Origin of the sequence: Winogradskyella echinorum, assembly GCF_014297365.1 — a bacterium.
Taxonomy (GTDB): domain Bacteria; phylum Bacteroidota; class Bacteroidia; order Flavobacteriales; family Flavobacteriaceae; genus Winogradskyella; species Winogradskyella echinorum.
In genome coordinates this window covers 24,846-45,660 of record NZ_JACOQD010000005.1, presented here as the reverse complement: position 1 = coordinate 45,660, position 20,815 = coordinate 24,846, and the positions used below count along the sequence as shown (strand labels likewise).

General features: G+C 32.0%; 21 protein-coding genes. 13 read left to right on the top strand and 8 right to left on the bottom strand.

Annotated features, from left to right (window positions below):
- Window positions 1-3 precede the first annotated feature (3 nt).
- The 7 genes from purE (at window position 4) to H8K90_RS14410 (ending at window position 5,403) form a co-directional block, all read left to right on the top strand.
- Window positions 4-486, top strand: coding sequence for a 5-(carboxyamino)imidazole ribonucleotide mutase (purE, locus tag H8K90_RS14440; protein ID WP_186846709.1), 483 nt, complete (start codon window positions 4-6; stop codon window positions 484-486).
- A 208-nt stretch (window positions 487-694) separates the two neighbouring features.
- Window positions 695-2,725: a M3 family metallopeptidase gene (locus tag H8K90_RS14435; RefSeq protein WP_186846708.1), complete on the top strand. Its 2,031-nt coding sequence runs from the start codon at window positions 695-697 to the stop codon at window positions 2,723-2,725.
- 184 nt (window positions 2,726-2,909) lie between these two features.
- Window positions 2,910-3,413, top strand: coding sequence for a GbsR/MarR family transcriptional regulator (locus H8K90_RS14430; protein WP_186846707.1), 504 nt, complete (start codon window positions 2,910-2,912; stop codon window positions 3,411-3,413).
- A gap of 58 nt (window positions 3,414-3,471) precedes the next feature.
- Entirely contained in the window at window positions 3,472-3,822 is a 351-nt protein-coding gene (locus H8K90_RS14425) for a hypothetical protein (protein WP_186846706.1), read from the top strand.
- Window positions 3,797-4,543 carry a DUF2071 domain-containing protein gene (locus H8K90_RS14420; protein ID WP_186846705.1) on the top strand — a complete coding sequence of 249 codons (747 nt, stop codon included), beginning with the start codon at window positions 3,797-3,799 and terminating at the stop codon, window positions 4,541-4,543. Before H8K90_RS14425 ends, H8K90_RS14420 begins: the two co-directional genes overlap by 26 nt.
- Window positions 4,544-4,585: 42 nt before the next feature.
- Window positions 4,586-5,140, top strand: a complete 555-nt coding sequence (locus tag H8K90_RS14415; protein ID WP_186846704.1) for a sigma-70 family RNA polymerase sigma factor — start codon at window positions 4,586-4,588, stop codon at window positions 5,138-5,140.
- 5 nt (window positions 5,141-5,145) lie between these two features.
- Entirely contained in the window at window positions 5,146-5,403 is a 258-nt protein-coding gene (locus H8K90_RS14410) for a hypothetical protein (RefSeq protein ID WP_186846703.1), read from the top strand.
- Here the strand turns inward: H8K90_RS14410 and H8K90_RS14405 are convergent.
- A complete protein-coding gene (locus H8K90_RS14405; protein ID WP_186846702.1) occupies window positions 5,386-6,219 on the bottom strand; it encodes a UbiA prenyltransferase family protein in 834 nt (277 codons plus the stop codon). The genes H8K90_RS14410 and H8K90_RS14405 overlap by 18 nt on opposite strands.
- 122 nt (window positions 6,220-6,341) lie before the next feature.
- On the opposite strand from H8K90_RS14405, the gene gcvP reads away from it, so the two are divergent.
- The 4 genes from gcvP to H8K90_RS14385 all read left to right on the top strand — a co-directional run bounded on the left by gcvP (window position 6,342) and on the right by H8K90_RS14385 (window position 11,903).
- A complete protein-coding gene (gene gcvP / locus H8K90_RS14400) occupies window positions 6,342-9,191 on the top strand; it encodes an aminomethyl-transferring glycine dehydrogenase (protein ID WP_186846701.1) in 2,850 nt (949 codons plus the stop codon).
- A gap of 176 nt (window positions 9,192-9,367) precedes the next feature.
- On the top strand, window positions 9,368-10,426 hold the full coding sequence (locus tag H8K90_RS14395) for a 3-oxoacyl-ACP synthase III family protein (protein WP_186846700.1): 1,059 nt from the start codon (window positions 9,368-9,370) through the stop codon (window positions 10,424-10,426).
- Between the two features lie 33 nt (window positions 10,427-10,459).
- Window positions 10,460-10,996: a class I SAM-dependent methyltransferase gene (locus H8K90_RS14390; RefSeq protein WP_186846699.1), complete on the top strand. Its 537-nt coding sequence runs from the start codon at window positions 10,460-10,462 to the stop codon at window positions 10,994-10,996.
- 58 nt (window positions 10,997-11,054) lie between these two features.
- The gene (locus H8K90_RS14385; protein ID WP_186846698.1) at window positions 11,055-11,903 is read left to right on the top strand and encodes a glycosyltransferase family 2 protein; all 849 of its coding nucleotides are present in this window, start codon (window positions 11,055-11,057) and stop codon (window positions 11,901-11,903) included.
- Here H8K90_RS14385 and pafA read toward each other — a convergent pair.
- Complete coding sequence (pafA, locus tag H8K90_RS14380; protein ID WP_186846697.1) at window positions 11,900-13,582, bottom strand: alkaline phosphatase PafA; 1,683 nt, start codon at window positions 13,580-13,582, stop codon at window positions 11,900-11,902. The two genes, H8K90_RS14385 and pafA, sit on opposite strands and share 4 nt — an antisense overlap.
- Before the next feature lie 114 nt (window positions 13,583-13,696).
- On the opposite strand from pafA, the gene H8K90_RS14375 reads away from it, so the two are divergent.
- Both H8K90_RS14375 and H8K90_RS14370 read left to right on the top strand, forming a co-directional pair.
- Window positions 13,697-14,434: an MlaE family ABC transporter permease gene (locus H8K90_RS14375; RefSeq protein WP_186846696.1), complete on the top strand. Its 738-nt coding sequence runs from the start codon at window positions 13,697-13,699 to the stop codon at window positions 14,432-14,434.
- Entirely contained in the window at window positions 14,434-15,201 is a 768-nt protein-coding gene (locus H8K90_RS14370; protein WP_186846695.1) for an ABC transporter ATP-binding protein, read from the top strand. Before H8K90_RS14375 ends, H8K90_RS14370 begins: the two co-directional genes overlap by 1 nt.
- Here H8K90_RS14370 and H8K90_RS14365 read toward each other — a convergent pair whose 3' ends face one another.
- From H8K90_RS14365 to H8K90_RS14340, 6 genes are all read right to left on the bottom strand, one after another.
- Window positions 15,202-16,695: a DUF389 domain-containing protein gene (locus tag H8K90_RS14365; protein WP_186846694.1), complete on the bottom strand. Its 1,494-nt coding sequence runs from the start codon at window positions 16,693-16,695 to the stop codon at window positions 15,202-15,204.
- A 71-nt stretch (window positions 16,696-16,766) separates the two neighbouring features.
- Window positions 16,767-17,843: a mannose-1-phosphate guanylyltransferase gene (locus tag H8K90_RS14360; protein WP_186846693.1), complete on the bottom strand. Its 1,077-nt coding sequence runs from the start codon at window positions 17,841-17,843 to the stop codon at window positions 16,767-16,769.
- Window positions 17,840-18,442, bottom strand: coding sequence for a SprT-like domain-containing protein (locus tag H8K90_RS14355; RefSeq protein WP_186846692.1), 603 nt, complete (start codon window positions 18,440-18,442; stop codon window positions 17,840-17,842). The genes H8K90_RS14360 and H8K90_RS14355 overlap by 4 nt, the downstream gene beginning before the upstream one ends.
- Window positions 18,443-18,444: 2 nt before the next feature.
- On the bottom strand, window positions 18,445-19,086 hold the full coding sequence (locus H8K90_RS14350) for an HAD family hydrolase (RefSeq protein WP_186846691.1): 642 nt from the start codon (window positions 19,084-19,086) through the stop codon (window positions 18,445-18,447).
- Window positions 19,087-19,770 carry an SDR family NAD(P)-dependent oxidoreductase gene (locus tag H8K90_RS14345; protein ID WP_186846690.1) on the bottom strand — a complete coding sequence of 228 codons (684 nt, stop codon included), beginning with the start codon at window positions 19,768-19,770 and terminating at the stop codon, window positions 19,087-19,089.
- Entirely contained in the window at window positions 19,763-20,815 is a 1,053-nt protein-coding gene (locus tag H8K90_RS14340) for a M28 family metallopeptidase (protein WP_186846689.1), read from the bottom strand. The genes H8K90_RS14345 and H8K90_RS14340 overlap by 8 nt, the downstream gene beginning before the upstream one ends.

Below are 20,815 nucleotides of genomic sequence, written 5' to 3'. Positions count from 1 at the left end.
ATAATGAGTAAAGTAGGAGTTATAATGGGAAGTAAAAGCGATTTGCCAGTAATGCAAGACGCTATTGATATTTTAAAAGGTTTTGATATAGAAATTGAGGTTGATATTGTATCAGCACACAGAACTCCAGAAAAGTTATTCGATTACAGTAAAAATGCCCATACTAGAGGTATTAAAGTAATTATTGCTGGCGCTGGTGGAGCTGCACATTTACCGGGCATGGTAGCATCTTTATCTCCATTACCAGTTATTGGAGTGCCCGTAAAATCCTCTAATTCTATAGATGGTTGGGATTCTATACTTTCTATTTTACAAATGCCAGGAGGAGTACCTGTTGCAACTGTTGCTCTAAACGGTGCTAAGAATGCTGGTATTTTAGCAGCTCAAATTTTAGGAAGTAGTGACCAATGTATTTTAGATAAAATTATGGTCTACAAAGAAGGTTTAAAGGCTAAGGTTTATGATTCTGCTAAAGATTTAAAGTAAATGCTTAAAGAATTAATTCTAAAACTTTTTACTTATCCGCTTTGTGTTTTTTTACTTTTTACTTCGTCTTGGGTATTTTTTACCGTAATTGAAAACCCAACATCATCAGGTAATCTAATAGTTATTATATTAGGACCTCTTATTTTTGTAGCAGCCCTCACCTATTTAATATCGGATATAACTTTCACTATCAAAACATTAAGAAATAATGACAATCTTAAATAAACCCTTTAATACATCATACAATACAGCACCTTTTTCAGAAATAAAAGAAGAAGATTATCTACCTGCTTTTAAATTAGCTATTGATAAAGCTAAAGCCGAAATTGATGAAATTGTAAATAATACTGATACTCCAAATTTTGAAAACACCATTGAAGCACTAGATTATTCTGGGGAAGAATTAGACCGTATCTCTAGTATTTTCTTTAATCTAAATTCTGCTGAAACCAATGATGAGATTCAGAAAATTGCACAGGAAGTATCACCACTATTATCAGAATTTAGTAATGATATTACGTTGAATGAAGATTTATTTAAACGTGTAAAAGCGGTTTACGATTCTAAAGCAAGCTTAAACTTAACTACTGAACAAGAAACGCTTCTCGATAAAAAATACAAAGGGTTTTCTAGAAATGGAGCTAATTTGTCTGAAGATAAAAAGGAACGATTAAGAGCTATTGATAAGGAGTCTAGCCAACTAAAACTAAAGTTTGGAGAACATATTTTAGCAGAAACTAACAAGTTTGAATTGCACCTTACCAATGAATCTGATCTCGCAGGTTTGCCAGATGGCGCAAAAGAAGCAGCGAAACAGTTAGCAGAAAGCAAAGGAAAAGATGGTTGGTTAATTACCTTAGATTACCCAAGTTATATTCCTTTTATGACTTATGCGGACAATAGAGCGTTACGCGAAAAATTATCTAAAGCTTTTGGAAGTAAAGGATTTAATAATGATGATTTAGACAATCAAAACATTGTTTTAAAAATAGCGCAATTGCGTTTTGAGCGTGCTCAATTATTAGGTTACAAAACACATGCGCACTTCGTTTTAGAAGAGCGCATGGCAGAAACGCCAGAAAAAGTAAACTCATTTTTAAACGAATTACTTGAAAAAGCAAAACCAGCAGCTGAAGAAGAATTTAAAACTCTTGAAAATTTTGCTAAAGATTTAGATAACATAGACCAATTACAAAAGTGGGACTCAAGTTATTATTCTGAAAAGCTAAAACAAAAATTATTCAGTTTAAATGACGAACAGTTAAAACCCTATTTTAAATTAGAAAACGTTATAAATGGTGCTTTTATAGTTGCAGAAAAATTATTCGGATTGCAATTTGAAGAAATTGATAGTATAGATAAGTACCATGAAGATGTTTTAACCTACAAAGTAACGGATGCAGATGGCCATTTAGTTTCTATTTTCTACGCAGACTTTTTCCCAAGAGCAGGCAAACGTAATGGAGCTTGGATGACCTCTTACAAACCGCAAATGGTAAAAAATGGACATAATCATCGTCCACATGTTTCTATAGTCTGTAATTTTACGAAACCAACAAAAAGCAAACCGTCATTACTAACGTTTAATGAAGTAACTACGCTCTTTCATGAGTTTGGCCATGCTTTGCATGGTATGTTAGCCAATACAACCTACCCGAGTTTATCTGGCACAAGTGTGTATTGGGATTTTGTTGAGTTACCAAGTCAGATTTTAGAAAACTGGTGTTACGAAGAAGAAACACTTAAGCTCTTTGCTACACATTACGAAACTGGAGAAGTTATTCCTATGGAACTTATTGAAAAGATAAAAGCCTCTTCTACCTTTCAAGAAGGCATGCAAACTATGCGTCAACTAAGTTTTGGCTTATTAGATATGTCTTGGCATGGTGTAGATCCTTCAAATATTAAAAACGTAAAAGCCCATGAAGTGAAAGCATTTGGAGATACCAGCTTATATCCTGATGTTGCCGAAAATTGCATGAGTACTTCTTTTGCTCATATTTTTCAGGGTGGATACTCTTCTGGTTATTACAGTTACAAATGGGCAGAAGTTTTAGATGCTGATGCTTTTGAGTACTTTAAAGAAGAAGGTATTTTTAATAAAACGGTTGCCGATAAGTTTAAAACTTATGTCTTATCTCAAGGTGGTACAGAAAACCCAATGACTTTATATAAAAAGTTTAGAGGCCAAGAACCAAAACCTGAGGCTTTACTTAGACGTGCTGGGTTGTTGAAATAGAAATCAGATTGTCAATTCTGCGAAGACAGGAATCTATATTATTAATAGATTCCGCATCAAGTGCGGAATGACAAAACTCAATACCATCATAATTTCTAATCTTATTGCACCATATTATGAATTGCCTTATAAAATAAACTTTCAATAATTATTGAAAGTTTAAAAATTATTGTATATTTGCTATATGGAATACTTAGATGCAAAAGAAAAGTTTATTAGTACTTGGGGAAGTTTGGGGTCACTTTGGGGCATTAACAAAGCCATGGCACAAATACAAGCATTGCTTTTTATTTCTACCAAGCCTTTGTCTATGGAAGACATTATGGAAGATCTTAAAATCTCTCGTGGTAATACGAGCATGAATTTAAGACAACTTATGGATTGGGGAATTGTTACCAAAGTTTTAGTTTCTGGTGAACGAAAAGAGTTTTTTACTACCGAAAAAGATGTTCAAGAACTAGCAAAAATTGTTGCAAAAGAAAGAAGTCGAAGAGAAATAAAACCGGTCATTAAAGTGTTAGAGGAGGTCTCAACTATTAAAGATGATGGCACAGAAAAAACAAAAGAACTGATTAAGCAAACAAAAGCATTAAAGGCCATTACAAACGACTTAGATACCTTAATGAACAAACTCGTAGACCAAAAACAAAACTGGTTAACAAAGTCTGTTTTTAAACTGATGAAGTAGGTTATATTTTTTTATAACAAACTTTCAATATTTTCTGAAAGTTTAAAACATTTAGATTATGAAAAATTTATACAAATTCAACAAAATCGTCCTAATCATAACTTTGGTTCTGTACCTAACAATAATATTTGGTTTATATGCTCAAATTGTTCTTGGTGCAATTCAACTACTAAGCGCCATAGGTATTACATTTTTATGGAATAGATTCGAAAACCATAACAAAAAGCAAATACTAATTTACTGGCTAGTTGTTATTGTATATGGAATTGGATGGCATATAGAAATAAAATTAAATGATTTTTGGTGGTTAGGATTAATAATAATTCCTATGTCTATTGCTATTTACTTCGTTTGGATCTTGAATAATTTAAATAATCTTAATTATGAAAACAGCAACAAACAATCATAAAAGCATCTTCATGACAGGTAATTGGGAGGATTTAATTATTTCAACCTTTGAGGTAGACAAAAAGATCCTAGAAGCTTATTTACCTAATAACACTGAATTAGATTTGTATAAAGGCAAAGCTTTAATGAGTGTAGTTGCTTTTACGTTTTCAAAAGTGAAGTTCTTTGGATTTAAAATTCCTTTTCATCAAAAATTTGGACAAATTAATTTTCGGTTTTATGCTAAATCAAAAATTAATGGAGCTAAAGGTGTTGTTTTTATTAAAGAATTTGCTCCGAAACCCATTATAGCTCTAATTGCTAATACATTGTACAACGAACCTTTTTTCTTTAGAAATGTAAAACGCAATAAAAGAATTACTCAGAGTAAAAAAAGTATAAAATATTCATATAAAAATATAGATATAAAAGCCTTAACTAGTAAAACAACCAAAGCTTTAACTAAAAATTCATTAAACGAATTTATAGTAGATAGATACATTGCTTTTGTAAAAAGATCTAACACAAAAACATTTCAATATAAAATCTACCACAAACCATGGAAGCTTTATAAAGGTGCTTTAACTGAGATTAATAAAAATATAATCTTTATGCTTCCCAAAAAATTTGAAAACGCAAAATATCTAAATACTTGTGTTGTTGATGGTTCTGCTGTATCTGTAGAAAAAGGTATTTTGCAACACAAACTTCTATCAACTAAAGCAAAACATAGTTTCGCATAATAAAAATTTACGTTATTTTTGATTTCGCAATGAAATTGAAAAATGCCTAAGCATCAACTAGATCCTAATAATTGGATAAAACTATATTCTGATTATCTCTTTAACTATACGATAACTCGTGTTAGTAGTAGAGAGATTGCGCAAGACTTAGTATCTGAAACCTTTTTAGCCGGACTAAAATCCATGGCTAATTTTAAAGGAGAAGCTAGTGAGCGTACGTGGTTAATTTCAATTTTAAAGCGAAAAATTATTGACCATTATCGTAAAATAAATTCTAATAAAGGTAAAGCCGAAGTTAGAATAAACTACAATAGCGATACAGATGCTGAAGGAGATTGGTTAGAGGAACGTGTAGCAGACCCATTTGATAAAACAGCAGAAGACACCTTAGAAAACTCAGAATTAGGTGATGCTATACATGATTGTATTGGGAAGCTTCCTGAAAAACAAGCAGAGGTTTTTAAAATGAAAACTATTTTGGGTTATGATACAGAAACTATTTGTAATGAATTAGATATCACTGCGTCTAACCTTTGGGTAATTATACATAGAGCACGAACAGCTCTTGCAGATTGCATGGAAAAAAATTGGTTTTAATTAAGATGAAAAAAAGGTTTTTATTTATTAGTTGTGAAGAAGCAAAACATATATGCGATAAAAGGCAATATGGTGAGTCTACTGGCTGGGAAAGAATAAAGCTTGGTATTCGTTTAATGTGGTGTCGATTCACTAAAGCTTATTCTAAAAACAACAATAAACTTACGGATGCCTTAAACAAAGCAGAAGTTGATTGCTTAAACCGTATTGAAAAAGAAAAAATTCAAAAAGAATTTGAACAAGAATTAGCTAAGCATAAGTAATATTCCGAGCCAAATTATTGGCAAACTTTCTACCCAAAAGGCACTATAATACTTCGATTGATTTTTATTAGAAAAAACTATAAATAATAGTGTTATAAAAACTATTATTAATGTTACAATTACTGCGTTACTCGTTAATTCGTCTTTAAAAAATTCTAACATCATAAATATCATAAGCAAAAAAACGCCAATAATTTTTGTTTTTTTAACTCCTATTTTTTGAGGTATGGTAGATAGTTTTAAGTTATCGTAGTTTAAATCCCTAATTTCAAAAGGAAACATTAAAACTAGTACATAAATAAAACGTTGAACACTTGTAATTACAACATCAAAATCTAAAGAAACTTCATTATTTACTAATGGTAGAATAACTGTTGTAAAACTCCATACTAAAGCAATTACATAAATTTTAAGACCACTAATTTCTCTTAAATTTTTATGATCATCTATAAAATACTTTTTAGGCAATAAAGGAATTGCATATAAAAAGGTAATCAATCCTAATATTGCTATTAAAACGAGTGTATTAACTTCTAACTTAGAAGCATAATAACATAAGGCTATAAAAGCTAAAAATGAAAATATTTGAATAGCCCTTAGCCAACCCGCCAAACTTCTATGATGAAACTTTGCAATACCAAAATACTTTACAAAATTATAGCCAGTGATGGTTGCAAAAAACACAAAATTAAGACTGTTTTTATCATATTCAACCCCAAATTGCAGCAAGGTTATCCAGGTTAAGGCATACACACCTATTGCTACGTGAATACTACTGTTTAAATAGAAATTAAATATCCTTTTTAAAATCACCATTAAACAAAAATACACAATGTGTTAATAACCATCTATTATGGTTAAAAACTTTAGTTTTCCTTAACTAAAAAGCTTGGCTAAATACGTATTTTTGCAAAACAAAAATCAATTACATTTTTTCAATGGATACGACCTCTTTTGCACTTAGACATATAGGCCCAAATTCTCAAGAACAAAAAGCCATGTTAAACACTATTGGTGTTACTAGTATAGAACAATTAGTTTCAGAAACTGTACCTAATGACATTAGGCTTAAAAACGATTTAGATTTAGATACAGCTATGAGCGAACAAGAGTATTTAAGTCATATCTATGAGCTTTCAAAACTTAATAAAGTTTATAAATCTTACATAGGTTTAGGGTACCATCCATCTAATTTACCTGCTGTAATTCAGCGTAATATTTTAGAAAATCCAGGTTGGTATACTGCATATACACCATACCAAGCAGAGATTGCACAAGGACGTTTAGAAGCTTTATTAAATTTTCAAACTTTGGTTATTGATTTAACAGGTATGGAAATTGCTAACGCTTCATTATTAGATGAAAGTACAGCAGCAGCAGAAGCAATGAGCTTATTATTTGCAGTTAGAGAACGAGACCAAAAGAAAGCAGGAGTTAATAAATTTTTTGTTTCAGATTTAGTTTTACCTCAAACAATTTCTCTGCTAGAAACTAGAGCCAATCCTATTGGAATTGAACTAGTAATTGGTAATGAGGCGGAATTTAATTTATCTGAAGAATTCTTTGGAGCATTACTACAATATCCTGGTAAGAATGGTCAAATAACAGATATAAAAGGCTTTATTGAAAAAGCGAATGCATCTCGAATAAAAGTTGCTGTAGCAGCAGATATATTAAGCTTAGTATCTTTAGAAGCACCAGGAAAATTTGGTGCAGACGTAGTTCTTGGTACAACACAACGTTTTGGAATTCCGATGGGTTATGGTGGACCACACGCTGCATATTTTGCCACAAAAGAAGCTTATAAGCGCGATGTGCCTGGCCGTATAATTGGTGTTACTAAAGATGCAAATGGCAACAGAGCTTTACGTATGGCTTTACAAACAAGAGAGCAACATATTAAAAGAGACAAAGCAACTTCTAACATTTGTACAGCACAAGTTTTACTAGCCGTTATGGCTGGCATGTATGCGGTATATCATGGTCCTAAAGGTCTCTCATTTATTGCTAATAAAGTACAAAACTCTACTTCTACTCTTGCTAATGCTCTTGAAAGTCTAGGTTTAGAGCAAACTAATACGCATTATTTTGATACGCTTCAAATAAAAGCAGATGCCGTAAAAGTAAAATACGAAGCCGAGAAAAGTGAAGTTAATTTTCACTATCCAGACACCAATACAGTTACTATTTCAATTAACGAAACAACAACCATTACAGACTTAAATGAAATTGTTTCAATTTTTGAAAAAGCTACAGGTAGCTCAACTAAAAAAATTGAATCTATTTCAACACAAGATACCATTCCTGAACAGTTAAAAAGAACAACGGATTTTTTAACCTTTGATGTTTTTAATTCTTATCATTCTGAAACTGAATTAATGCGTTATATCAAACGTTTAGAACGAAAAGATTTGGCATTAAATCATTCAATGATTTCGTTAGGATCTTGTACCATGAAATTAAATGCTGCTGCAGAAATGTTACCACTAAGTTGGAGCAGTTGGGGAAATATGCATCCATTTGTTCCAGAAGACCAACCAATTGGATACAAATTAATGTTAAACGCTTTAGAAAATCAGTTAACAGAAATTACTGGTTTTGCAGCTACATCATTACAACCAAATTCTGGTGCGCAAGGTGAATTTGCTGGCCTTATGGTTATAAAAGCTTATCACGAATCTCGCGGAGATCACCACAGAAATATCTGTTTAATTCCATCTTCTGCTCATGGTACAAATCCTGCAAGTGCTGTAATGGCTGGAATGAAAGTAGTAGTTACTAAAGCATCTGAAAATGGAAATATTGATGTTGATGATTTAAGAGAAAAAGCAGAACTACATAAAGATAATTTATCTGCATTAATGGTTACCTATCCTTCTACCCATGGAGTATATGAATCTGCTATTAGAGAGATTACTCAAATTATACACGATAATGGAGGGCAAGTGTATATGGATGGTGCCAACATGAATGCACAAGTTGGATTAACAAATCCTGGAAATATTGGTGCAGATGTTTGCCACCTTAACTTACACAAAACTTTTGCTATTCCTCATGGAGGTGGTGGACCTGGCGTTGGACCAATTTGCGTCGCAGAACAATTGGTACCATTTTTACCAGGTAACCCAATTGTAAAAACTGGTGGACACCAAGCCATTACAGCAATATCTGCGGCACCATTTGGGTCGTCCTTAGCATGTATTATATCTTATGGATATATTAAAATGTTAGGAGCTAAAGGTTTAAAACAAGCTACAAAAACTGCTATTTTAAATGCTAACTATATTAAAGAGCGTTTAGAAGGTTATTACCCAACATTATACACAGGAGAAAACGGGAGAGCTGCACATGAAATGATTATTGATTGTCGTGATTTTAAAGCCAATGGTATTGAAGTTACTGATATAGCTAAACGTTTAATGGATTACGGATTTCATGCACCTACAGTATCTTTCCCAGTTGCAGGAACAATGATGATAGAGCCAACTGAAAGTGAAAACAAGGCAGAAATGGACCGTTTTTGTGATGCTATGATCTCTATTAGAAAAGAGATTGATGATGCAACTAAAGACGAACCTAACAATGTATTAAAAAATGCGCCTCACACAATGGAAATGTTAACTTCTGATGAATGGTTATTACCATATACTAGAGAAGCAGCAGCATTTCCGTTAGACTATGTAAGAGATAATAAATTTTGGCCAAGTGTAAGACGTGTAGATGATGCTTATGGCGACCGAAATTTAATGTGTAGTTGCGCACCAATGGAAGATTATGTTGATGCCTAAATATTTCAACGGATAATTTACAAAAGTGTTCTATTTGAACACTTTTTTTTTGTTTTCTTAATTTTCGATAATGATTTTTAAGAATTCACAAAAAATGAGGCTTTTAAAACAATAAATAGAGAAAAACTATATATTATTAATTAGTTTAGCAATACTAGAATTGATATAAAATAACTATGGCGATTAGAATAACAGGAACAGGAAGTTATATACCAAGTATTATTGAAAAAAATGAAGATTTTTATAATCATGAATTTTTAAATGCTGATGGATCTTCAATAAATAGTACTAACGAAGTTATAGTAGAAAAATTTAAAGCCATAACTGGCATACAAGAACGACGTTATATTAAAGACGAATTACTAAATTCTGATATTGCATTTTTTGCTGCTCAAAAAGCAATTGAAGATGCCAAGATTGATAAAGAAAGTATTGATTATATCATAGTTGCTCACAACTATGGTGATGTAAAACATAATACAGAACAAAGTGATACAGTACCCAGTATTGCTTCTCGAGTTAAGCATTTATTAAAAATTGAGAATCCAAAATGTGTCGGATACGATTTACTTTTTGGCTGTCCTGGTTGGATAGAAGGTGTTATACAAGCAAATGCTTTTATAACTGCTGGCTTAGCAAAGCGCTGTTTGGTTATTGGCACAGAAACTTTATCTCGTGTCATTGATAAACACGATCGCGATTCTATGATTTACAGCGATGGTGCTGGCGCAGTTATCATTGAAGAAACTGATGAAGAAGGTGGCATTCTAACCCATGAAACCGCAACCTTCACTTTAGATGAAGCACATTTTATTTATTTCGGAGAAACAAATCATCCTGAAATTACAGACAAACGTCGTTATATAAAAATGTATGGTCGTAAGATTTACGAATTTGCATTAACTAATGTTCCATTAGCATTAAAAACTTGCTTAGAAAAAAGTGGTGTTTCAATTAAAGATGTAAAAAAGATATTGATACATCAGGCTAACGAAAAAATGGACGAAGCCATTGTAAAACGTTTTTACAAACTACACGGCATGAAAATGCCAGATGGAGTAATGCCAATGACAATTAACACCCTTGGAAATTCTAGTGTAGCTACAGTACCTACGTTATATGACATGATTTTAAAAGGCGAGTTAGAAAATCAACAGATTAATAAAGGAGATATTATTATTTTTGCAAGTGTAGGAGCTGGTATGAATATTAATGCTATAGTTTACCAGCATTAATCCAATAGACTTTCTACATCTTAGAAAATAAACATGTACGAAAAAACCTTTCCGAATAAGCGATTTAAGCATACTTTAGAGTTCTTAAGAAAGCATATAGGTACAACCGAATCTATTTTAGATTTAGGAGTTAAAAATCCATTTTCAGATATAATGATTTCTGAAGGGTATTCTGTTGAAAATACAACAGGAGAAGATTTAGACGAAGACCATTCTACAATCAAAAACTCTTCGGCTGAGGTTATTACGGCTTTCGAAATTTTTGAACATCTCCTGTCTCCTTATGAAGTTTTAAAGTCTATAAAAGCAGAAAAACTAGTTATAAGTATTCCTATGCGATTATGGTTTGCTTCAGCTTACAGAAGCAAAACAGATAAATGGGATAGACATTACCATGAGTTTGAAGATTGGCAACTCGATTGGTTATTAGAAAAAACCGGGTGGCAAATAATGGACAGACAAAAATGGACTAATCCTGTAAAAAAGTTTGGTATTAGACCATTACTTAGACAATTTACACCGAGATATTATATTGTATATGCAGAAAGAGTAAAAAATTTCAAAAACTAAATATCAAATTCCAAATGGGTTTCGTTAGCTTTGGGTTTTGGAATTTAGATATTAAAATTTGGAATTTTATATTATCATACCTGCACACAACGAAGAAGACTTTATTGGCAAAACCTTAGAGTCTTTGGTAAAGCAAAAATTGCTACCCAAAAAAGTAGTTGTGGTTAATGATAACTCAACGGATAACACGCATCAACTTGCAGAAACTTATGCCTCTAAATACAATTGGATTTCTGTTTTAAATACTAAATCTTCTGATGCTCATTTACCTGGTTCAAAAATCATTAATGCCTTTAATAAAGGTTTCGCATCTTTGGATGGCGATTATGACATCATATGCAAGTTTGACGCAGATCTCATTTTTCCAGAAAATTACCTAGAACAAATTGCAAATCATTTTAATGCTCATCCTAAGCTTGGTATGGCTTCAGGATTTTGTTTCATCGAAAAAAACAATGATTGGGTTTTAGAAAACCTTACCAACAAAGATCATATTAGAGGAGCTTTGAAAGCTTACAGAAAAGAATGTTTTGAACAAATCGGCCAATTAAAGCCTTCTATGGGTTGGGATACGGTTGATGAGCTTTTAGCAAAATATCATGGCTGGCAAATACTTACAGATGAAACGCTTCACGTTAAACATCTAAAACCCACAGGAAAATCTTATAACAAAGCTTCAAAATATTTACAAGGAGAGGCTATGTATAAAATGCGTTATGGCTTTTGGATTACTTTAATTTCTGCTTTAAAATTAGCTTATAAAAAAGGAAGCTTTAAGTTATTTAGAGATTATATGAATGGTTATTTTAAAGCTAAATTAAATAAAACTGAATTTCTAGTTTCCAAAAATGAAGGTAAATTTATAAGAGATTTACGCTGGAAAGGGATCTTAAAAAAAATAAGTTAGTCCATTACAAACCCTAAAGGTTTACCAGTAGTACCATTAGGAAAACTAATTCCTAAAAGTGCAGACATTGTCGGTGCAATATCTGGAATCACTGTTTTATCTAATGTTTCACCATGCTTAATTCCTTTGCCAAAAAATAACAAAGGCACATGCGTATCATAGCTTAATCCACTGCCATGTGTGGAACCTGTTCTACTATAGGCAATATGCGCAATATCATCTACTATAATAACATCGCCAGAACGTTTTTGGTTAAATCCATTTTGCAATAAAGCCTCAATACCCGAAGTAAAATTAGTGCTATTCATCGCTGTAGCTGTATAGACTTTAGCAATATTTGGATAATTAATTTGTTCGTCAACCAATGCTTGTTCTACATCATGAATGTTTAAACCTAATTCTTTCAACTTAAGTTTATTAAAAAATATTTGATTGTTACTCACATTTTCTACAATATCCTTAGTACCATAACTAGATTTTAGGAAGTTAGTAAATCGCTCTTTTCTATCATTATAATCTAAATAACCTGCAGGTATCTTAACAGATTCCAAATATGCAGGCACGTCGACAGCTCCATGATCTGCCGTTAGAAAAACGGTATATTCATTTTCTCCGACGTTAGCATCTAAATAATTAAAAAGACGTTCTAAATCTTTGTCTAATCGTATATAAGTATCTTCAATTTCTTTTGAATTTACACCAAAATTATGACCTACATAATCCGTACTAGAAAAACTAACTGTTAAAACATCGGTTTCATTATCTTGGCCTAAAGCTTCACCTTTTATGGCTGCTAAAGCAAAATCAAGAGTTAAACTATTTCCATAAGCTGTCGCTTTAAGAATATCAAAACCATTATTCTCCGATTTTAATGCTGCTAAATCATACGGAAATGTTGCGCTTTCTTTCCCTTTAAAACCACGTTCAAAATTATTTAAATCATTACCACTTTCTATGTAAGTCTCAATTGGCATATATGTATCCCAAACTTTAAAATATGATTCTGCTATATCAGAACTATTAAAATCTTTTACCCATTGTGGCAAATCGTTTCTATAAAACGTACTCGTAATCCAAACTCCTTCATCCATACCATGAAACCAATAAGCAGCGTTGGCAGCATGACCTGCTGGTAAAATGGCACCTCTATCTTTTATAGCAATTCCAATACTTTTTCCTCTCATTTGAGTAAATAACCTGTTTTCATCTGCAAAACTTGTGGTTAACATTCTGTTTGGTGACATTTTACCAGCTTTGCTAGTAGTACCAACAGATTCAACTGAATCATCTTGAGCACAATACACAGTTTCTTTAGTTTCTTTATCATACCAATTGTTAGAAATTATTCCATGATATTTTGGTGTAGTACCAGTATAAACTGATGCATGTCCAGGACCTGTGTAAGTTGGCACATAATTAAAATGATTGTTTTTACAATTAAAGCCTTCATTCATCATTCGTTTAAAACCGCCTTCTCCATATTTAGACTCAAAACGAGTTAAGTAATCATAGCGCATCTGATCTACAACTATACCTACAACTAACTTAGGTTTAGAATTTGTTTTAATAGATGGTATTTCGGTTTTATACTCTACATTTTTTTCTTCTACAACATTTTGCTGAGAACCACAAGATGAGTATGCTAATATTAATACGATTAATGCGACTATTTTTTTCATTACTTAAGTTGTCTTACAATTCAATTTCAAAAATACAGATTTTAAAACATCTAAATTTAAATTAACGTTATTAAACTAATCATTTTTTATACTTTAGCATTAAGAAATTCTTACATGAAGTACCTTCATAATATTGGCGCTTACTTTATAATGATTAAAGACATTTTTCGCAAGCCTACTAAATGGTCTGTGATGAAAACTTTAATCCTTAAAGATATTGATGACCTTATCATTGGGTCATTGGGTATTGTTGCTTTTATAGCCTTTTTTGTTGGAGGCGTTGTTGCTATACAAACATCTTTAAATATCAATAATCCTCTCATTCCAAAATATCTAGTTGGTTTTGCAACACGTCAATCCATAATTTTAGAATTCGCACCAACATTTATATCCATCATTATGGCAGGTAAAGTTGGCTCGTTTATTACATCGAGTATTGGCACCATGCGTGTTACAGAGCAAATTGACGCATTAGAAGTTATGGGAATTAATGCCATTAATTACCTAGTGTTTCCAAAATTTATTGCACTAACGCTTTACCCTTTTATTATATCAATTGCTATGTTCCTAGGTATACTAGGAGGTTTAGCTGCTTGTGTATATGGTGGTTATGGTACTTTAGAAGATTATATAGAAGGTGTTCAAAACGACTTTATTCCATTTCATATGGCCTATGCTTTTATAAAGACCATGGTATTTGCTTTTATATTAGCAACTATTCCTTCCTTTTATGGCTATTTTATGAAAGGTGGCGCTTTAGAAGTAGGTAAGGCTAGTACGACTTCTTTTGTGTGGACTAGTGTGGTTATTATTTTATTAAACTTTTTACTAACCAGTTTACTCTTAGGCTAATGATAGAGGTTAAAGACTTACACAAATCGTTTGGTGAAGCCCATATTCTTAAAGGGATTACAACTTCTTTTGAAAAAGGAAAGACGAATCTCATTATTGGTCAAAGTGGTTCTGGTAAAACGGTTTTTTTAAAATGTTTATTAGGTTTATTTGAATATGAAGAAGGGTCTATTTCTTATGATGGAAAGATTTTTAGTGCCTTAAGTGCTGATGAGAAACGAGAATTACGTGCAGAAATAGGAATGGTATTTCAAGGCAGTGCTTTATTTGATTCTATGACTATTGCTGAAAATGTGATGTTTCCGTTACGCATGTTTACCAAGCAAAGTAAAAGTGAAATGGAAGATAGAGTTAATGTTGTTTTAAACCGCGTTAACCTTGAAAATGCTCACAAAAAAATGCCTAGTGAAGCTTCTGGAGGAATGCAAAAACGTGTTGCCATTGCTAGAGCAATTGTAAACAATCCTAAATACTTATTTTGTGATGAGCCAAATTCTGGGTTAGATCCAAAAACAGCTATTGTTATAGATAATTTAATTCAAGAAATTACAGACGAATTTAATATTACAACAGTTATCAACTCTCATGATATGAATTCTGTAATGGAAATTGGAGAAAAAATTGTTTTCTTAAAAGATGGTTTAAAAGCATGGGAAGGTTCTAAAGAAACTATATTTAGAACCGATAATGAAGCTGTAACCAACTTTGTTTATTCCTCAGAATTATTTAAGAAAGTTCGTAAAATGTATTTGGAAGAGAATCAATAATTAGTTTCTCTTAATACTTATTTTTTCTGTTTTCAATTCTTGTTTTAACCATTGCAATAATTCTCCTTCTTTCACCAAAGCTAAACTATCGCTAACGGTACCTTTCCATTTAATATTAGCCAAGGTTAATGTGTCTATTTTAATAAAATCTTTCGATTCTAACATTTTTGCATAACCAAAATAATCTAAATCATCGAACCTTATTTTAGCATCTTTAGCTAAACTAGAAAAAGCTATATCATTATTTTTTGAAGCGTTTTGAGATTCAATTTGCTGATTAAGCCCCAAAATATTTTCTTGCAATTCGGTAATTTCTTTTTGCAAACCAGAAATAATATTATCTTTTTTATCTAATTCTGCAATAGCTCTATCGTAGGCATCAGATATTTTATCTATACTTCTAAATTTATTTCCTTTAATAACAAGTTTAAAATCTTTGATTTTTTCATAATTTTTAATCTCATTATTTAAATCAGTCACAGTAGCATCTGTTATTTCACCATTAAAATATAGAATAATCTCTTTGTCTTCCCAGTGAGGTATCGCATTTTGAAACCATAATTCGTTATTAGAGCGAATCTCAGTTTTTAAAAACCTATCATAGTCAGCATCTAATCCACTTTGTCTAATAAAATTAACAAAGGTCCAAATAGCTGGTGCCATCACTAAAATTGCAACTAAAGACGCAAATTGAGCAATTCGTTTACGTTTTTTAGAATTTGCATATTTCAACATTGGGAAACGTAGAACCTTTAATACTAAGAATGTAGCTAAAGCAATAAAAATAGTATTGATAGTAAACAAATACATAGCACCAATAAAGAAATCCCAATTATGCGCTAATCCATAACCTGCTGCACATAATGGAGGCATTAATGCGGTTGCAATTGCTACACCAAAAATTACGGAAGCAATTGTTCCTTTTTTGGTACGTGCTATAATTAACGCGGCACCACCAAAAAAGGCAATTAACACGTCTCTTACATCTGGTGCAGTACGAGCTAATATTTCGGGTGCTGCTGTATCGCCTGTGGGGAAGAACTTAAAAAACAAAAAGGCTGTTAATAAACTCAGCACAATCATAGTTGCTAAGTTGATTAAAGATTTCTTTAAAGTATCAATATCATTAATTGCAATTGACATTCCTACTCCTAAAATAGGACCCATTAATGGTGAAATTAACATGGCTCCAATTACCACAGCCGTGGAATTTGCATTTAGACCAATGGAAGCCACAAAAATAGAACAAACCAAAATCCATGCAGTTGCTCCCTTAAACGGTATATCTGCCTTTATAGCAGTTATGGTAGCATCTCTATCTGTATCGTCTCTAAAATCTAAAAGTTCGCTTAAAAAATTTGAAATACTAGCAAAAAGCCCTTTGGCATCTTTTTTAACTGCCTCCTTCTTTTCATTGACAGCATTCTCCTTATTCATTTCATTGGTCATTTGAGAATTTTCATCCTCTGAAAAATTGAACTTACTTTCTTCCATTTAGTACTAATTAACTTTACACTACCAAGATAAGACAAAAATAAATTGCTTAAGTCACTCTAACTTAATAATTATTTATCTCCAAACTTCTTTTTAACGCGTTGTAATACTTGTTTTATATTTTGTTCTTTTCCTTTAGGGTATATAAGTAAAGTGTCATCTTTATCAACAATAATATAATCGTTAAGCCCATCTATAACTACGAGCTTACCTTTATTAGCTCTAATAATATTTCCTTCGGCATTTTCGGCTAAAGATTTTGCATTTAAAATAGCATTATTGTGTCCATCTTTTGGAAGTTTGTCATATAAGCTTCCCCAGGTTCCTAAATCATTCCAATCAAAAGTAGCAGGAATCACAAACACATTATCGCTTTTTTCCATTAAGGCATAGTCCACAGAAATGTTTTCTGCCTTTGCATAATTATCTCTTATAAAATCATCTTCAAACTCAGTATTATAGGCACTATAGCCACTTTCAAATAATTCAAATAATTCAGGTTGATTACTTTTAAAGGCTGAAATCACTGATTTAACACACCACATAAAAATACCAGCATTCCATAAGAAATTTCCTTGGTCAATAAATGATTTAGCCGTTTCATAATCTGGCTTTTCTCTAAATTGATTAACTGGTTTTATCTCTTTAGTTGAAGATTTATCATATTCTATATAACCATAGCCCGTATTTGGAAAGGTTGGTGTAATACCTAATGTCATTAACGCATCATTAGACTCACAATACTCAAAAGCTGTTTGCACATTGTTAGAAAATGATTGTTCATCTTCTATCCAATGATCGCTTGGAGCTACAATCATTACAGCATCTTCGTTCTCTTTCTTAATTTTTAATGATGCATATAAAATACAAGGAGCCGTATTTCGCATGGCTGGTTCTAATACAACCTGGCGTTTGGTTACATTAGGCAATTGCTCTAAAACCAAGTCATTATATCGTTCATTTGTTAATATAAAAATGTTCTCCTCTGGTATAAGATTCGCTAATCTATTAAATGTCTTTTGAATCAATGTATCACCTGTTCCCAACATATCGTGAAATTGCTTTGGAAATTCTTGCGTACTCACTGGCCAAAAACGTGAGCCAACTCCACCTGCCATTAATATGGCGTAATAATTTTTGTTTTTCATTCTTCTAATATTTCTACTTCAGCATTTGGGTTGAATAAATATAGTTTACCCGTTTTAACCTCAACACATTCAAAGCGTTTTCTTCGTTTATTTCCTTTTTTAAAAACTCTATCGTTGTAAAGTTTAAAGGCTTGCCCCAAAGGTACTTCAAAAACAAAGGTCTTATCGTTACTTTCGTCGAATCGCTTTAAGGCTAAGGCGAGTTGCGTATCTGTATCGCTAGATGCTTTTGGGTTTTTAAAATGTTTTGCTAATAAAGGCAACAATTCTATTGGGAAAATTTCTGGGCGTAAAAAAGGTAACATTAAATGCTGAAAGGTTTGTTTCCATTCCTTTCCATGTGGTTTTATAAATCGTCCATATAGATTATAAGCTTCAAAATGCGCAATTTCGTGAATCAATGTAATTAAAAACCGATACGGATTAAGATTAGAATTTATAGTAATCTGATGGTTTCCACTAGGCAACTGTCTATAATCACCATGCTTTGTTTTACGCTCGTTTTTTATTTTAACTACTAAATTATCAGTAGTTAATAACATCTCAATTTGAGGAATTGCTTCGTTTGGGATATAATCTAAAAGTTTACTTTCAGTCATAATCAATTTTGGACGAGATTAAGTAAACAGTCCATATTATTAAAAACCGTGTTCGTCTTTTTTACTAATTCATTTTTATAATCGTGAGCAGTAAATCCGAAAACATCAAAACCTCCGTTTATGCCTGCTTCAACTCCAATTGGACTATCTTCAATCACTAAACATTCTTCAGGATTGAAACCCATAGTCTCAGCAGCCCATAAAAATACAGCCGGATCTGGTTTCCATTTTTGAATAGTGTAACAACTAAATATGTTGTTTTTAAAATAAGGCAGTAATCCTGTAAGCTCTAAATTGAGTTTTATTTTGGTTTCTGGTCCACTTGATGCAACACAAAAAGGTATATCTAAATTGTCAATGACATTTTTAACACCTTTAATTGGTTTTATTTCATTTTTAAACCTTTCATACGAACGTTTTCTATATTCATCAATGAAATTTGAAGAAACATCAGCATCTACTAAATTAGAAATTTCAGCTACACAATTTTGAATTGAATTTCCCTTAAAATTTTTATAGGCATAGTCTAGATTTATATTCGCTCCGAATTCATTAGCCATTTCAACCATAACTTGATTTCCTATAGGTTCACTATCTACTAGGACACCATCACAATCAAAAATTACACATTTATATTTAGACATCTAAGGAGTTGAATTAGAAACCTGAAGCGCTTTACCGTTGTAATATTTATTACCTGTAAGAGCAAAATCGTATATATATGTTGCCATTTCCATAGCCGTTGTTGGTGCTTTATAATCTGGAAATGCCTCAGCCAACATTTCCGTCTGCACTGCTCCTAATGCTAACACGTTAAATTGTGGACCAGTTTCTTTGTATTCTTCGGCTAACAATTCTGTAAGTGTTATAACTGCTCCTTTACTTGAGCTGTATGCAGAAAGTCCTGGAAACTTCATACTCCCTTGAATACCACCCATGCTACTAACAGTAACTACATGGCTGTTTTGTTTCATAAATGGTAAAACAATTCTTGTCATTTCTGAAACACCAAATACATTAGTTCTATAAACCTGCTCAAAATCTTGAAAAGTGGTTTCTGCAAATGGTTTATTTAATAATGTACCTGCATTATTTATAAGAATATCTACGTGTTGCCATTCTGTTTTAATAAAATCAGTAACCTTTACATAATCTTCTTTTTTACATAAGTCAAATGCTAACGAAGTTATATTCTCAAAATGAAGATTATTTACAGGCTGTGCATTTCTTGATAATGCTAAAACATTATAACCTTGATTGGCAAATAAATGAACCAGCTCAAATCCAATTCCTCTACTGGTTCCAGTAATAATTATATTTTTACTCATCGTTTAATACCACTTCTTTAGTTGGTGCATTCATCATTCCTTCTAATGCCGGAATCATACTATTCATAAAATTTGCCATGTGCTTATAATCCATTTGGCTTGCTTCATCATCTACATGATGGTAGTAATCAAAATTTGTAAAGTCGAAAGTTGAAATGGCATGCGCTGGTATATTAAGCTCTTTATAAAATGGAAAATTATCTGAACGCATAAATAAATTCATCTCCTTAGCTTTAGAAAAGAAACCTACAACTTCTTTACCTGCATATTTATTTAAGGTTTCAGCAAAATTAGAACGCTTATATCCACTCATATATGCCATAGATTTATCAGCTGCTCTTGGCACTCCAATCATTTCAAAATTAATCATAGTGTAAGCATCTAAACCTTGAGATTTTAAACGCTCAGCTAAATGTCCAGATCCTTTTAATCCCATTTCTTCTGCAGAATACAACGTTATTAAAATACTTCGCTTGTTTGTTTTAGATTTAGCAAAATACTTTCCAAACTCCATTGCTGCAATTGTACCAGATGCATCATCGTTTGCTCCATTGGCTATTTTATCTCCGTTTACTTCTTTTCCCATTCCAATATGATCGTAATGACCTCCTAAAATGATGAATTCATTTTTTAGTTTTGGGTCGTTACCCTCAATAAAACCAATGACATTAAATCCTTTTATAACTTCATCTGGATTAGAACTTCTTCTATTTTTAAATTCAAAGTGATCTCGATAAGTTTCAAAATAGGGTTTAATATTATTTGCCTTAAAATAGTCTTCAATAAAAACTGCTGCTTTTTCAATACCTTCACTTCCTGTCGCACGACCACCTAACTCGTCTGAGGCTAAATACTCCATACTCTTTTTAATAGCTTCTTCAGTTATGGCTTCTACAATTGTTCTGTTTGTAGATTGCAAGTTTACTTCTTGCTTTTCTACTAACTGTTTTCCACCATCTTCTCCAGGCTTTCCATCTGCCGCTTTTTGCTTTATAGAACAAGATAATATAAATGCAATAATTACTACTGAAAGTATTTTTTTCAT

Coding starts and splice junctions, on each gene's coding strand:
- purE (WP_186846709.1), top strand. CDS start 4: ATGAGTAAAGTAGGAGTTATAATGGGAAGTAAAAGCGATTTGCCAGTA.
- H8K90_RS14435 (WP_186846708.1), top strand. CDS start 695: ATGACAATCTTAAATAAACCCTTTAATACATCATACAATACAGCACCT.
- H8K90_RS14430 (WP_186846707.1), top strand. CDS start 2,910: ATGGAATACTTAGATGCAAAAGAAAAGTTTATTAGTACTTGGGGAAGT.
- H8K90_RS14425 (WP_186846706.1), top strand. CDS start 3,472: ATGAAAAATTTATACAAATTCAACAAAATCGTCCTAATCATAACTTTG.
- H8K90_RS14420 (WP_186846705.1), top strand. CDS start 3,797: ATGAAAACAGCAACAAACAATCATAAAAGCATCTTCATGACAGGTAAT.
- H8K90_RS14415 (WP_186846704.1), top strand. CDS start 4,586: ATGCCTAAGCATCAACTAGATCCTAATAATTGGATAAAACTATATTCT.
- H8K90_RS14410 (WP_186846703.1), top strand. CDS start 5,146: ATGAAAAAAAGGTTTTTATTTATTAGTTGTGAAGAAGCAAAACATATA.
- H8K90_RS14405 (WP_186846702.1), bottom strand. CDS start 6,219: ATGGTGATTTTAAAAAGGATATTTAATTTCTATTTAAACAGTAGTATT.
- gcvP (WP_186846701.1), top strand. CDS start 6,342: ATGGATACGACCTCTTTTGCACTTAGACATATAGGCCCAAATTCTCAA.
- H8K90_RS14395 (WP_186846700.1), top strand. CDS start 9,368: ATGGCGATTAGAATAACAGGAACAGGAAGTTATATACCAAGTATTATT.
- H8K90_RS14390 (WP_186846699.1), top strand. CDS start 10,460: ATGTACGAAAAAACCTTTCCGAATAAGCGATTTAAGCATACTTTAGAG.
- pafA (WP_186846697.1), bottom strand. CDS start 13,582: ATGAAAAAAATAGTCGCATTAATCGTATTAATATTAGCATACTCATCT.
- H8K90_RS14375 (WP_186846696.1), top strand. CDS start 13,697: ATGAAGTACCTTCATAATATTGGCGCTTACTTTATAATGATTAAAGAC.
- H8K90_RS14370 (WP_186846695.1), top strand. CDS start 14,434: ATGATAGAGGTTAAAGACTTACACAAATCGTTTGGTGAAGCCCATATT.
- H8K90_RS14365 (WP_186846694.1), bottom strand. CDS start 16,695: ATGGAAGAAAGTAAGTTCAATTTTTCAGAGGATGAAAATTCTCAAATG.
- H8K90_RS14360 (WP_186846693.1), bottom strand. CDS start 17,843: ATGAAAAACAAAAATTATTACGCCATATTAATGGCAGGTGGAGTTGGC.
- H8K90_RS14355 (WP_186846692.1), bottom strand. CDS start 18,442: ATGACTGAAAGTAAACTTTTAGATTATATCCCAAACGAAGCAATTCCT.
- H8K90_RS14350 (WP_186846691.1), bottom strand. CDS start 19,086: ATGTCTAAATATAAATGTGTAATTTTTGATTGTGATGGTGTCCTAGTA.
- H8K90_RS14345 (WP_186846690.1), bottom strand. CDS start 19,770: ATGAGTAAAAATATAATTATTACTGGAACCAGTAGAGGAATTGGATTT.
- H8K90_RS14340 (WP_186846689.1), bottom strand. CDS start 20,815: ATGAAAAAAATACTTTCAGTAGTAATTATTGCATTTATATTATCTTGT.